Source organism: Pseudomonas sp. McL0111 (assembly GCF_052567255.1).
Genome location: NZ_CP199585.1, coordinates 1,694,556 through 1,708,169 on the forward strand (window position 1 = coordinate 1,694,556; position 13,614 = coordinate 1,708,169).

Genomic DNA, 13,614 nt, shown 5'->3' on the forward strand with positions numbered 1-13,614 from the left:
TTGTTTGATCAGATGCTTGCTAGTGGCCATCATTGTGATTACGATGCGCCCACTTGAAAGAGCAAACACTCAATTGGATGAGTCTCCAACAGCTCTTCGATACTGTCCGCGCCGCTGAAATTCCAAACAGGCGTATGACCGTCATCAAAACTTAAAGGCCATGGATGTCCTACTCAAGCAAACTTTCCGCTCATTACCTCGAACTCGCAAAAGTCTCTGTTTCCAAAGAGAATTTCGCGGGCGAAGACGTTCGTTTTTCGAGCGAATTCGAGGCACTGGAAAGCGAGCTGGCCAAGGCTTCGTCGATGCACGAAAGCGGGCAGATCGACTGGCTGAAAATCCGTGAAAACAGCGAAAATCTGCTGCGTACCCAATCCAAGGATTTGCGTGTCGGCGCCTGGCTGACGTGGTCTCTGTACCAGCGTGAATCTTTCCCCGGCCTGCTGGCCGGCCTCGGTCTGCTGCACCATCTGTCGGAAAACAACTGGCCTGTCGTTCACCCACTCAAAGCCCGGACCCGTGCTGCCGCCATTGGCTGGCTGGTGCCGCGTCTGGAGCAGGTGATCACCGAAAACATTGCGATCAAGGAACAGCTGCCGATGTTCCGGCAGTTGTCCGAGCATCTGGCCGGTCTCGACGCCGCGTGCACCGAGCATCTGGGCGATGACGCGCCGCTGCTGTTGCCGCTTTCCCGTCGCCTGAAAACCATGATCCAGCGCGCTGCCGACAACCAGCCGGCACCCGGCGTGATGGGCTCGGCGGTGGCGCAGGTCAAGCAGGCCGCCAGCCAGTTGCTCACGCCCGGCGCACCGATCGACAACGAAAAAGAAGCCTACAAGGCTCTTCGCGCCCAGCAGGAAAGCGCGCGTCCGTTGTGTGCCTGGTGGCTCAAGCAGAAAGCCACCGACCTGCGCGCCCTGCGCCTCAACCGTACTTTGCTCTGGCTGCCGATTGACGCGGTGCCGGAGCGCAACGCCGAGCAGATCACCGTGCTGCGCGGTCTGCCTGCGGACAAACTCAAGCAGTATCAGGACCGTTTCGATCAGGGCAAATACGCCGACCTGCTGGTTGAACTGGAGGCGAGCCTGGCGAAGGCGCCGTTCTGGTTCGATGGCCAGAGGATGGTCTGGGAATGTCTCCAGAACCTCAACGCCGAGATGGCTATGCGCGAAGTGGAGATCCACTTCGCGCTTTTGGTTCAGCGCCTGCCCGGCATCATCGAATGCCGTTTCCATGACGGTGCGCCGTTCGCCGATCCGTCCACCCGGGCGTGGATCGCCGGCAACGTCATGCCGCACCTGCAAAGCGCCAGTGCGCCGCGAAAGGTTGAAACCGACGACGTCCAGACTCAGCCCGCCTGGGAAAAAGCCCTCGAAGAAGTCCTGCCGGTTCTGCGCAAGGAAGGCCTCAAGCCTGCCGTGCAGATTCTCAAGCAGGGTCTGCAATCCGCCCACGGTGGGCGCGAGCGTTTCTTCTGGCAGTTCGCCCTCGGCCGGCTGTGTTTCATGGCCAAGAAATACGAACTGGCCAAGAACCAGCTCGAAACACTCGATCAGACTTTACAGGACTCAGGCCTGCACGCCTGGGAGCCCGATCTTGCATTGGAAGTGCTGCACCTGCTGCATAGCTGCTGCGAGTTGTTACCGCAGAACCATGCAGTGCGTGAACGCAAGGAAGAGATTTATCGCAGGCTGTGCCACCTCGATCTCGAAGTGGTACTCGAATAGGCCCCAGGGCCACAACCGCAAGGAGAAAAGCCATGGCCAAAGAAGGCTCGGTAGCCCCCAAGGAACGCATCAACGTCACCTTCAAACCCGCCACCGGCGGTGCTCAGGAAGAGATTGAACTGCCGCTGAAACTGCTGGCAATCGGTGACTACACCCACCGCAAGGACGATCGCAAAATCGAAGATCGCAAGCCGATCAGCATCGACAAGATGACCTTCGACGAAGTGTTGGCCAAGCAGGAACTGGGTCTGACGCTGAGCGTGCCGAACCGTCTGCAGGAAGACGGCGAAGCCGACGAGCTGGCTGTGCAATTGCGCGTCAATTCGATGAAGGACTTCAACCCGGCCAGCCTGGTCGAGCAAGTGCCTGAGCTGAAAAAACTGATGGAACTGCGCGATGCGCTGGTGGCCCTCAAAGGCCCGCTGGGTAACGCACCTGCGTTCCGTAAAGCCATCGAAGGCGTGCTCGCCGACGACGAATCCCGCGGTCGCGTACTCGGTGAGCTGGGCCTGAACGCCGCAGCCACGGACGCTTGAGACTCCAGTAGCCAAGGAAGCCAACACAATGAGCACTAGCGCAGCACAAGAGAAGAGCGCCGGCAACGGCGAGTACAGCATTCTCGACAGCATCATCGCCGAAACCCGCCTGACGCCGGACGACGAAGCCTACGACATCGCCAAGCGCGGTGTGTCGGCTTTCATCGAAGAGCTGCTCAAGCCGCAGAACAACGGTGAGCCGGTCAAGAAAGCCATGGTTGACCGCATGATCGCCGAGATCGATGCCAAGCTCAGCCGCCAGATGGACGAAATCCTGCACCACCCGGACTTCCAGGCTCTGGAATCGTCGTGGCGTGGTCTGCAACTGCTGGTCGACCGCACCAACTTCCGCGAAAACATCAAGATCGAAATCCTCAACGTCTCCAAAGACGACCTGCTGGACGATTTCGAAGACTCGCCGGAAGTCATGCAGTCTGGCCTGTACAAGCACATCTACACCGCTGAATACGGCCAGTTCGGTGGTCAGCCGGTTGGCGCGATCATCGCCAACTACTACATGTCCCCAAGCTCGCCGGACGTGAAACTGATGCAGTACGTTTCCAGCGTAGCCTGCATGTCTCACGCGCCATTCATCGCGGCTGCCGGTCCGAAGTTCTTCGGTCTGGAAAGCTTCACTGGCCTGCCGGATCTGAAAGATCTGAAAGACCACTTCGAAGGCCCGCAATTCGCCAAATGGCAGAGCTTCCGTACCTCGGAAGACTCCCGCTACGTTGGCCTGACCGTGCCGCGTTTCCTGCTGCGTAACCCGTACGATCCGGAAGAAAACCCGGTCAAATCGTTCGTGTACAAGGAAACCGTTGCCAACAGCCACGAGCACTACCTGTGGGGCAACACTGCCTACGCGTTCGGCACCAAGCTGACCGACAGCTTCGCCAAATTCCGCTGGTGCCCGAACATCATCGGCCCACAGAGCGGCGGTGCTGTTGAAGACCTGCCTCTGCACCATTTCGAAAGCATGGGCGAAATCGAAACCAAGATTCCTACCGAAGTATTGGTTTCCGACCGTCGTGAATACGAACTGGCCGAGGAAGGCTTCATTTCCCTGACCATGCGTAAAGGCTCCGACAACGCGGCGTTCTTCTCCGCAAGCTCGGTGCAGAAGCCGAAGTTCTTCGGCATCAGCGCAGAAGGCAAGGCAGCAGAGCTGAACTACAAGCTCGGCACCCAACTGCCGTACATGATGATCGTCAACCGCCTGGCTCACTACTTGAAAGTGCTGCAGCGCGAGCAACTCGGTTCGTGGAAAGAACGTACCGACCTCGAGCTGGAACTGAACAAGTGGATTCGCCAGTACGTTGCCGACCAGGAAAACCCGAGCGCCGAAGTACGTGGCCGTCGTCCGCTGCGCGCTGCGCAAATCATCGTCAGCGATGTTGAAGGCGAGCCAGGCTGGTACCGCGTGAGCTTGAACGTGCGTCCGCACTTCAAGTACATGGGTGCCGATTTCACCCTGTCGCTGGTTGGCAAGCTGGACAAAGAGTAAGAGCGACTCATGGACGGATACGGCAGCCTTTTCGAACGCCTCAATGGCGATGCTGAAAAACGTAATGGCAGGAGCCTCGAGGTTTCCGCCATGGCGTCTGTGGCTGCCCATCTGGCCAAAATGCTCAGCACCCGGGCCGGCAGTGTGCAAACGCTGTCCGACTACGGGTTGCCCGATCTCAATGACATGCGCCTGAGCCTGCACGACTCCCTGAGTCAGGCCCGCCTGGCCATCGAAAGCTTCATCGAAGCCTACGAACCGCGCCTGAGCAACGTGCGTGTCATTTCCCTGCCGCGTGACCACGATCAGCTTCGCCTGTCCTTCAGCATCGAAGGCCTGCTGGAAGTTGATGGTTTCAAGCGACAGGTCAGTTTTTCCGCGCGCCTGGATGGCAGCGGTCAAGTCAAGGTCAACTAAGGAGAACCCCGATGTCTGGCAAACCAGCAGCACGTGTATCCGACCCAACCGCTTGCCCGCTCCCCGGCCACGGCACAAACCCGATCGCCGCCGGTTCCGGCGACGTGTTCTTCGACGGCCTCGCGGCCGCCCGCCAAGGCGATGCCTCGGCGTGTGGTGGTGCGTTGGTCGGCGATCTGGCGACCACGGTTTTGATCAATGGCAAGCCGGCTGCGATCGTAGGTTCGGTTGGTACTCACGGCAATAAAGTCACGGCAGGTTCCGGGACAGTGATTATCGGTAATTCGCACTCGCCGGCGCCGTTTGTGCCACCAATTCCGTTGAACATATTTGGCTTTGATGTACGTGTTCAGTTAATGGACCCAGTATCGGGAGCCCCACTTAAAAATATTGCATACACCGCTACGCTTGAGGATGGTTCGGAAATTCGAGGCGTAACAGACGATACCGGACTATCCAAGTCGCTGGGCTCAAAAGCTCAAGTCCAAAATATACAAATTTCGGCTATACCAAACTGGTTGGTTAGGGGAGAGTGAAATGCCTCAAGCCGTAAAAGTCGCAACTGTAGCGACCACTCCTGCTAAGGATAAGACCCCAGTACAAATTTACTTGGTAAGTGATCATGATTTTGTGATTCCTGTTGTGTTTCCGGACTACAAAATTCATGTGGAGGCTTTGGGTATTAGTCATAAGTTCTCTGACCTAGGTCACGCAGGTGTACTAATTGTCAACGGTAAAACGGGGCTGACGAAGTACGGAGAGTACGGGCGTTATGAAGGAGCAGGTCCACCGGGAATTGTGAGGTTACGCCCTGTTCCTAATGTGACGATCAAAGGCGGAGCGATTACTGAGTCATCACTCAAAAAAACGTTGAGAAGTATGTCTTTAGCTTATGGTCAGTCGAGCAATGTGTCTGGGGTTGTACTCAGGGGGGCCGCTTTTTCTCAGGCCGAAGCGTGGCTTAAAAATAAAGAAAAAGACAACGACAACATGAATAGAGAACCGTACAGCATAAGAAGCCACAACTGCATGACGTTTGTGGCTGATTTAGTTGATAGTCTGGATCTCGGTGCGCCTAAAAGATCCTATTTTGCAGTGATACCAAAAGATTATATGGAGGATTTCCAAGAAACAAAGCCAGATCTGGATTACACATTCAGCAGCGATACGTTGGAGATAAAAGATTGATCTGGTTGAAGCGTTTTCTGATGGCCGTTGGTGCACTGTCTCTGTTGATAGCATTCGGGGTAATGTTTTTTATGGATTTTTCAGAAGATAAGCCGCATGTACTCAGCGAATATCCAAATGCTCATTGGAGAGGTGGTGCTGATGGAGGTCAATACATTGAAGTGACTAAGTCAGAACCTCCATATTATTTCGTTCAAGTCAGGCATGAAAGTGGTGAGTTGTGGGATGAAGGATGGCTCAAGTTTGGAGACGAGAATAGCGAGCCACTCACATCTAACAGTGTAATTGCCTTTTCAGGAGAAGGTGTTATTTATCTTCAGCAACGCAAAGTCCTAAGTTCTGAAAAAGCTAAAGCGAAATAGCTATGAGCAAATATTGAAAGACATTCTTGGGTATACGTTGGAAGCTGATGAAAATATCTGAAGCAGGTGAAATTCAAGGCTACCTCGCCTTTGTTGCCGACAGCGACCTGTTCGGCTGGCTGGCCCTGTTGAGCTTTTTTTTACTCGCGGCAGCAATTTTTCCCGCTGCTCGGAATTCGCGCCTGCACCGTGTGATGACGTTTTCGGTTCTGGTAGCCATTGTTGCTATCCATGGCTTTGGTTCGTGGTATGGGAATTTGAGGCTTGCATGAGTAGCTACGTTCGTCTCGCCCTATGCCTATTAATCCACGCCCTCGGATGCGTGGCTTATGCGTTTTTGAATGACGCGGTTGTGCATGCTTACAGGCTTTTTAACGGCGGATTTACCTCCCATGGTGTCGCCATCGGCATTGCGAGTTACGCACTGTTTTACATTTTTCTGGGCGTCAACCTGATCGTTGCGCTGATTCGAAGTCTGGTTGCCAAGCTGGCCATCCTTTTTCTGATGGTGGGCTTCATCCTGCTCGGGATGCTACCCGACAACCCGTTAAGAGCCCTGTTCTACGGCGTGGCCCAAGGCTGCGTCACGTTGCTGGCGATCCTCACCACTCAAGTCATCGAGTTGCGTTGGGCTTTGCGAAACATCTCAGGTCGTATTCAGCCAGGTCGGCCTGCAGGTGTAATCCAATGACCAGGTCGGGCGTCGAGCGTAATCCACAGCTCCGTATTTCCATGAGTTCCACTACCAGGCAGGTAACCCGTGTCCTTTAACCACTACTACCAAAGCGAACTCACCGCACTGCGCCAATTAGGTCGCCGTTTCGCCGAGCGTAGTCCGGCGTTGGCGCCGTATCTGGGGCAGGCCGGGCGGGACCCGGATGTGGAGCGGTTGCTGGAAGGCTTTGCGTTTCTGACCGGGCGCCTGCGGCAGAAGCTTGATGACGAGTTGCCGGAACTCAGCCATTCGCTGATGCAGTTGCTGTGGCCGAACTATATGCGGCCGCTGCCGGCGTTCAGCATTCTGCAGTTCGATCCGTTGAAGCGTTCCGGGCCCGCGTTGAAGGTCGAGCGGGATACGCCGATTGAAAGCAAACCGATTGAAGACGTGCGTTGCCGCTTTCGCACCTGCTACCCGACCGAGGTGTTGCCGCTGGATCTGGCCGCGCTGAATTACTCGGTGAAGGGCGACGGTTCGCTGCTCAGCCTGCGTCTGGAAATGAGCGCCGACGGTCATCTCGGCGAGCTCGAACTGAGCAAGCTGCGCCTGCACCTTGCCGGTGAGCGCTACATCAGCCAGATGCTTTACCTGAGCCTGTTGCGCAATCTGGAAGGCATCGAGTTGATCCCGCTCGACGGCGCCGGCAAGCCGATTGATGGCGTCAGCGGCAAGCCGATGGCGTTCAAGATTCCCGGGGACCGGGTCAAACCGGTGGGCTTTGCCGAAGAAGAAGCGTTGATCCCGTATCCGCTGAACACCTTCCGGGGCTATCGCTATCTGCAGGAATACTTCGCCTTCCAGGACAAGTTCCTGTTCGTCGACGTCCATGGTCTGGACATTCTCAAGGCGCTGCCGGAAGACACGCTCAAGCAGATGCGTGGCCTGGAATTGCGCTTCGATATTCGCAAGAGCGGCATCATGCGCATGCGTCCGACTTTGGACAACGTGAAGCTGTTCTGTACGCCTATCGTCAACCTGTTCAAGCACGATGCGCTGCCGATTCGTCTCGACGGCAAGCAGGACGAATACCTGCTGCTGCCGGCCGAATACGATCAGGAAAACTGCGGTGTGTTCTCGGTGGAAACCGTGACTGGCTGGAAGCCCGGCGGCCTCGGTTATCAGGAATACGTGCCGTTCGAATCCTTCGAGCACGACCCGAGTTTCGACGTGCCCAACAGCCGTCCGCATTACAGCATTCGCCAACGTTCATCCTTGTTGCACGACGGCCTCGACACCTACCTGAGCTTCGGCATTCGTCACACCGAAGCCCACGAAACCCTGTCGATCGAGCTGATGTGCACCAACCAGAACCTGCCGCGCAAGCTCAAGCTGGGCGACATCTGCATGGCGTGCGAGGAAACCCCGGAGTTCCTCAGTTTCCGCAACATCACCCCGGCCACTTCGAGTTTTGCGCCACCGCTGAATCGTGACTTCCTGTGGAAGCTGATCAGCAACATGTCGCTCAACTATCTGTCGCTGGCCGACGTCAATGCGCTGAAGGTGATTCTCGAAACCTACGACCTGCCTCGCTACTACGACCAGCACGCGGAGAAGGTCAGCAAACGCCTGCTCGGCGGCCTCAAGAACATCAAGCACCACCACGTGGACCGGTTGCACCGTGGCTTGCCGGTGCGCGGTTTGCGCACCGAACTGACCATCGACCCGGAAGGGTATATCGGCGAGGGCGACCTGTTCGTTTTCGCCTCGGTTCTTAACGAGTTTTTCGCGCTTTACGCCAGTCTCAATTCATTCCACGAGCTGCGGGTAAAAAGCACACAGGGAGAGGTGTACCAATGGACACCACGTATGGGCCTTCAGCCCCTGCTTTAAGCGGGCTGACCAAGGGTATACGCGAGTACTCGCTGTTTCAGGCCGTGCTGCTGGTGATCGACCGGCTGCGCGATGCGCACCCGTACCTGAGCGAAGACGATCTGTACGACCAGCTGGAATTCCAGGCCAACCCGAGCCTGGGCTTTCCCGGCAGCGACGTTGATCGCGTGGAGTTTTTCGAAGAGCACGGGCAGATGCGCGCGCGCCTGCGGTTCAACCTGATCGGCCTGGTCGGTTCGGGTTCGCCGCTGCCGGCGTTCTATGGCGAACAGGCCTTGGGCGACAGCGAGGACGGCAACCCGACCCGCAACTTTCTCGACCTGTTCCACCATCGCCTGCAACGCCTGATGCTGCCGATCTGGCGCAAATATCGCTACCGCGCAAGCTTCCAGAGCGGTGCGCTCGACCCGTTCTCGGCGCAGTTGTTCGCGCTGATCGGTCTGGGTGGCGAAGACATCCGCAAGGCCAAGGAACTGAACTGGAAGCGCCTGCTGCCGTACCTCGGCCTGCTCAGCTTGCGGGCGCACTCGGCGGCGCTGATCGAGGCGGTGCTGCGTTACTACTTCAAGCACGAAGACCTGGTCATCGAGCAGTGCATCGAGCGCCGCGTGGAGATCCTCGAGGAGCAACGCAATCGCCTCGGCCGCGCCAACAGCGCGCTCGGTGAAGACCTGGTGCTCGGCGAACATGTGCGCGACCGCAGCGGCAAGTTCCGCATTCACATCACCGAACTCGACTGGGAGCGATTCCACGAATTCCTGCCGATCGGTTTCGGGTACCAGCCGCTCTGCGCGCTGGTGCGGTTCACCTTGCGTGACCCGCTCGATTACGACATTCGCCTGGTGCTGCGCCCGGAAGAAATCCGCGAACTGCGCATTGGTGAGAAGAACGACTGTCGCCTTGGGTGGACCAGTTGGCTGGGCTGCGAGAAAGCAGACGGCGTGGTGACCCTGGGCAGCAAAATTCATTAAGGACGTGAGCCATGATCAACGTAGACCTGCAACAACTCATCCAGGCGCTGGACGCCGAAACCCGTCGTGACCTGGAACGTTCGGCGGAACGTTGTGTTGCCCGTGGCGGCAGCAAGATCCTCGTCGAAGACCTGATGCTCGGTTTGCTGGAGCGTCCGAACGGCTTGCTCGCACGCGCGTTGCAAGACGCCGATGTCGATGCCGGCGAACTCAGTGCCGCACTGCAATCGCGGGTCGAGCACAGCGCCTCGCGCAACCCGGTGTTCGCCCCGGAACTGGTGCAATGGCTGCAAGACGCGTTGCTGGTGGCCAACCTTGAACTGGGCCAGACCCAGGTTGAGGATGCGGCGCTGATCCTCGCGTTGCTGCGCAATCCGATGCGTTATGCCGGCAGCCGCTATCAGCCGCTGCTCGCCAAACTGAACATTGATCGCCTGAAAGAATTTGCCCTGTCACAACAGGAGCAACCGGCGGGCAATGGCAAACCGGCCGCACAAGGCGAGTCGCTGCTGCAACGCTTCACCCACAACCTGACCCAACAGGCCCGCGACGGCAAACTCGACCCGGTGCTGTGCCGCGATGGCGCGATCCGGCAGATGGTCGACATCCTCGCCCGTCGCCGTAAAAACAACCCGATTGTGGTCGGTGAGGCCGGTGTCGGTAAAACCGCCATCGTTGAAGGTCTGGCATCGCGCATCGCTGCCGGTGAAGTGCCGCAAGTGCTCAAAGGCGTCGAGCTGCTGTCGCTGGACATGGGCCTGTTGCAGGCCGGCGCCAGCGTCAAAGGTGAATTCGAACGTCGCCTGAAAGGCGTGATCGACGAAGTCAAAGCGTCGCCAAAACCGATCATTCTGTTCATCGACGAAGCCCACACCCTGATCGGTGCGGGCGGCAATGCCGGTGGTTCCGACGCAGCCAATCTGCTGAAACCGGCACTGGCGCGGGGCGAGTTGCGCACCATCGCCGCGACTACCTGGGCCGAGTACAAGAAATACTTCGAGAAAGACCCGGCGCTGGCCCGTCGTTTCCAGCCAGTGCAACTGCACGAACCGACCGTCAGCGAAGCAGTGACCATCCTCCGTGGTCTGGCTCAGGTTTACGAGAAGAGCCACGGCATCTACCTGCGTGACGACGCCGTGGTGTCGGCTGCCGAGTTGTCCGCCCGTTATCTGGCCGGCCGCCAACTGCCGGACAAAGCCGTCGACGTGCTCGACACCGCTTGTGCCCGCGTGCGCATCAGCCTCGCTGCTGCGCCGGAAAGCCTTGAGCGCCTGCGTGGTGAACTGGCTGAAGGTGGTCGTCAGCGTCAGGCGCTGCGTCGCGATGCCGAAGCCGGTCTGCTGATCGACCACGAAGCACTGGATGCACTGGAAGCGCGTCTGGACGAAGCCGAAAACGAAATGGTCGCGCTGGAAACTCTGTGGACTGAACAGAAGCAACTGGCCGAGCGCCTGCTGGAACTGCGTCAGCAACTGGCCAAGGCCCGTGAAGCCGCCGCCGTCGAGCCGACTGTCACGGTCGAGGAAGACGCCGAAGGCACCGTGATCGAAACCCTCGCCGCTGAAGTCGAAGAAGGCCAAAGCGTCGAAGCGCTGGAAGCTCAACTCAACGAAACCCACAGCGCGCTGACCGCCGTGCAGGTCAAGGAGCGTCTGGTCAGCTTCGAAGTCTGCCCGCGTCTGGTCGCCGAAGTAATCAGCGCCTGGACCGGTGTGCCATTGGCGCAACTGGCCCGTGAGCACAACGCCAAGGTAGCAAGTTTCGCCACCGATCTGCGCACGCGTATTCGCGGTCAGGAACAAGCCGTGCACGCGCTGGATCGCTCGATGCGCGCCACCGCTGCCGGCCTGAACAAGCCTGACGCCCCGGTTGGCGTGTTCCTGCTGGTCGGCCCGAGCGGTGTCGGCAAAACCGAAACTGCGCTGGCGCTGGCCGACTTGCTGTACGGCGGTGATCGTTTCATCACCACCATCAACATGTCCGAGTTTCAGGAGAAACACACCGTTTCGCGCCTGATCGGTGCGCCGCCGGGCTACGTCGGTTACGGCGAAGGCGGCATGCTCACTGAAGCGGTACGTCAGAAGCCGTATTCGGTGGTGCTGCTCGATGAAGTCGAGAAGGCTGATCCGGACGTGCTCAACCTGTTCTATCAAATCTTCGACAAAGGCGTGGCCAACGACGGTGAAGGTCGCGAGATCGACTTCCGCAATACGCTGATTCTGATGACCTCGAACCTCGGCAGCGACCGCATCAGCGACCTCTGCGAGAACGGCGCACGGCCGACTGCCGAAGTGCTTGAAGAAACCATTCGCCCGGTGCTCAGCAAACACTTCAAACCGGCGCTGCTGGCGCGGATGAAAGTGGTGCCGTACTACCCGGTCGGCGGCCCGGTGCTGCGCGAGCTGATCGAGATCAAACTCGGTCGTCTCGGCGAGCGTCTCAACCGTCGTCAGCTGGATTTCAGCTGGTGCCAGAACCTTGTCGATCATCTGTCCGAGCGTTGCACGCAAAGCGACAGCGGTGCGCGCCTGATCGATCATTTGCTCGATCAGCACGTACTGCCGCTGGTAGCGGATCGTCTGCTCGACGCGATGGCTACCGGTGAAAGCCTCAAGCGTGTGCATGCCACGCTCGACGGCAACGCCAGCGTGACGTGCGAGTTCGTCTGAGGTGGGCGTGATGTTCACTCAAGTGCCGCAACCACTGGTTTACGCCGAAGCCTTGCTGGCGCAATTCGCCAGCCTGTCGCGCGCGGCCGACGGTGCTGCGCTGCTGGGTGACTTCGTGCGCGGTCTGGCCGAACTGAGCGGTTGCGAGCTGACGCAGTTGTACCTGCTCGATGCCACGCACACGTGCCTCGGAATGAACGCCGAGTGCCTCGACGGTGTGTTGCAACCACGCGGCGCGGCGAGTCTGCCGGCCGACTACAACGGTGAACAACTGCTGCAATTTGCCCTGTGCCAGAACCGCGTGGTGAGCCTTGGCGACTTGGGCGGCAGCCTGCACGAAACCAGTTTTCTGCCGGCCACATCGGTGGCGTGGCAATCGTTGCTGTGCGTGCCGCTGGTCAATCAGCAGAAGGCTGTCGAAGGCTTGCTGCTGTGCGCCAGTCGTCATCGCGTCGAGCTGCAAGGGTTTGCCGATTCGCTCGGCCAGCTCGGCTCGTTCGTGCTGGGTCAGTTGCACTTGTTGCAACGGCTGCGTCAGCCAGTCGGCGTCGAGGCGCCGGCCAGCCGCAGTGTGCCGAGTGTCAGTGGTTATGGCTTGATCGGTAAGAGCGCGGCGATGCGCCAGACTTACTCGCTGATCAGCAAAGTGCTGCACAGCCCGTACACCGTGATGTTGCGCGGCGAGACCGGCACCGGCAAGGAAGTGGTGGCCCGCGCAATCCACGACTGCGGCCCGCGTCGGTCCCAGGCGTTCATCGTGCAGAACTGCGCGGCGATTCCGGAAAACCTGCTGGAAAGCGAGTTGTTCGGCTATCGCAAAGGCGCGTTCAGCGGCGCCGACCGAGACCGTCCGGGGCTGTTCGATGCTGCCAATGGCGGCACGCTGTTGCTCGATGAAATCGGCGACATGCCGATGTCGCTGCAATCGAAGCTGCTGCGCGTGTTGCAGGAAGGCGAGATCCGTCCGCTGGGTTCCAACGATACGCACAAGATCGATGTGCGGATCATTGCCGCAACGCACCGTGATCTGGCGGTGCTGGTCAGCGAAGGCAAATTCCGTGAGGACCTGTACTACCGTCTCGCGCAATTTCCGATTGAACTGCCGGCGCTGCGTCACCGCGAAAACGACATCCTCGATCTGGCCCGCCACTTCGCCGAAAAAGCCTGCGCGTTCTTGCAGCGTGACCCGGTGCGCTGGTCGGATGCGGCGCTGGATCACCTGTCCGGCTACGCCTTCCCCGGCAACGTGCGTGAACTCAAAGGACTGGTCGAGCGAGCGGTGCTGTTGTGCGAGGGCGGCGAGTTGCTGGCCGAGCATTTTTCGCTGCGCCTGACGGAGCCGATGCCGGATGACGCTGGAAGCCTGAATCTGCGCGAACGTCTGGAGCAGGTCGAACGCAGTCTGCTGCTCGATTGCCTGCGCAAGAACGACGGCAACCAGACCCTGGCCGCCCGCGAACTGGGCCTGCCACGCAGAACGCTGCTTTATCGCCTCGGGCGCCTGAATATCAATCTGGGTGACTTTGATGGCTGATCTGAAATTGATTTCTGCAATTCGCAGATCCCCGATGACCAGCAATTCCCCTGTGGTGAAGGGATTCCCCTCGCCACAGGGGATCGGCTCCAGGCCTTGGTTTAGAGCCTCCCCAAAGAATGAATTCGCTTATAACAGCGCCGCCCGCAAGGGTCGGC

13 protein-coding genes are annotated in these 13,614 nt (G+C 58.7%); all 13 read left to right on the plus strand.

What is annotated here, in order from left to right:
* The first annotated feature begins 164 nt into the window (after positions 1-164).
* The 13 genes from tssA to ACTWLJ_RS07665 all read left to right on the plus strand — a co-directional run bounded on the left by tssA (position 165) and on the right by ACTWLJ_RS07665 (position 13,456).
* Positions 165-1,727 (plus strand): type VI secretion system protein TssA, encoded by a 1,563-nt coding sequence (gene tssA, locus ACTWLJ_RS07605; RefSeq protein WP_445180429.1) that lies wholly within the window; start codon positions 165-167, stop codon positions 1,725-1,727.
* 32 nt (positions 1,728-1,759) lie between these two features.
* Positions 1,760-2,263: a type VI secretion system contractile sheath small subunit gene (gene tssB / locus ACTWLJ_RS07610; RefSeq protein WP_129386638.1), complete on the plus strand. Its 504-nt coding sequence runs from the start codon at positions 1,760-1,762 to the stop codon at positions 2,261-2,263.
* Between the two features lie 28 nt (positions 2,264-2,291).
* Positions 2,292-3,767, plus strand: a complete 1,476-nt coding sequence (tssC, locus tag ACTWLJ_RS07615) for a type VI secretion system contractile sheath large subunit (protein WP_201236272.1) — start codon at positions 2,292-2,294, stop codon at positions 3,765-3,767.
* A 9-nt stretch (positions 3,768-3,776) separates the two neighbouring features.
* Positions 3,777-4,184, plus strand: coding sequence for a type VI secretion system baseplate subunit TssE (tssE, locus tag ACTWLJ_RS07620; protein WP_445180430.1), 408 nt, complete (start codon positions 3,777-3,779; stop codon positions 4,182-4,184).
* An 11-nt stretch (positions 4,185-4,195) separates the two neighbouring features.
* Entirely contained in the window at positions 4,196-4,720 is a 525-nt protein-coding gene (locus ACTWLJ_RS07625) for a PAAR domain-containing protein (protein WP_401221400.1), read from the plus strand.
* A gap of 1 nt (position 4,721) precedes the next feature.
* Positions 4,722-5,372, plus strand: coding sequence for a hypothetical protein (locus tag ACTWLJ_RS07630; RefSeq protein WP_098966309.1), 651 nt, complete (start codon positions 4,722-4,724; stop codon positions 5,370-5,372).
* Positions 5,373-5,377: 5 nt separating this feature from the next.
* Positions 5,378-5,734 (plus strand): hypothetical protein, encoded by a 357-nt coding sequence (locus ACTWLJ_RS07635; protein WP_225136803.1) that lies wholly within the window; start codon positions 5,378-5,380, stop codon positions 5,732-5,734.
* Between the two features lie 47 nt (positions 5,735-5,781).
* Positions 5,782-6,006, plus strand: a complete 225-nt coding sequence (locus ACTWLJ_RS07640) for a hypothetical protein (protein WP_401221396.1) — start codon at positions 5,782-5,784, stop codon at positions 6,004-6,006.
* Complete coding sequence (locus ACTWLJ_RS07645; RefSeq protein WP_445180431.1) at positions 6,003-6,425, plus strand: hypothetical protein; 423 nt, start codon at positions 6,003-6,005, stop codon at positions 6,423-6,425. The genes ACTWLJ_RS07640 and ACTWLJ_RS07645 overlap by 4 nt, the downstream gene beginning before the upstream one ends.
* Positions 6,426-6,494: 69 nt before the next feature.
* A complete protein-coding gene (tssF, locus tag ACTWLJ_RS07650; protein ID WP_401221390.1) occupies positions 6,495-8,282 on the plus strand; it encodes a type VI secretion system baseplate subunit TssF in 1,788 nt (595 codons plus the stop codon).
* Positions 8,246-9,253 carry a type VI secretion system baseplate subunit TssG gene (gene tssG / locus ACTWLJ_RS07655; RefSeq protein WP_445180432.1) on the plus strand — a complete coding sequence of 336 codons (1,008 nt, stop codon included), beginning with the start codon at positions 8,246-8,248 and terminating at the stop codon, positions 9,251-9,253. The genes tssF and tssG overlap by 37 nt, the downstream gene beginning before the upstream one ends.
* A gap of 11 nt (positions 9,254-9,264) precedes the next feature.
* Positions 9,265-11,922 carry a type VI secretion system ATPase TssH gene (gene tssH / locus ACTWLJ_RS07660; RefSeq protein ID WP_445180433.1) on the plus strand — a complete coding sequence of 886 codons (2,658 nt, stop codon included), beginning with the start codon at positions 9,265-9,267 and terminating at the stop codon, positions 11,920-11,922.
* Positions 11,923-11,932: 10 nt separating this feature from the next.
* Entirely contained in the window at positions 11,933-13,456 is a 1,524-nt protein-coding gene (locus ACTWLJ_RS07665; protein WP_401221236.1) for a sigma-54 interaction domain-containing protein, read from the plus strand.
* Positions 13,457-13,614: the final 158 nt, after the last annotated feature.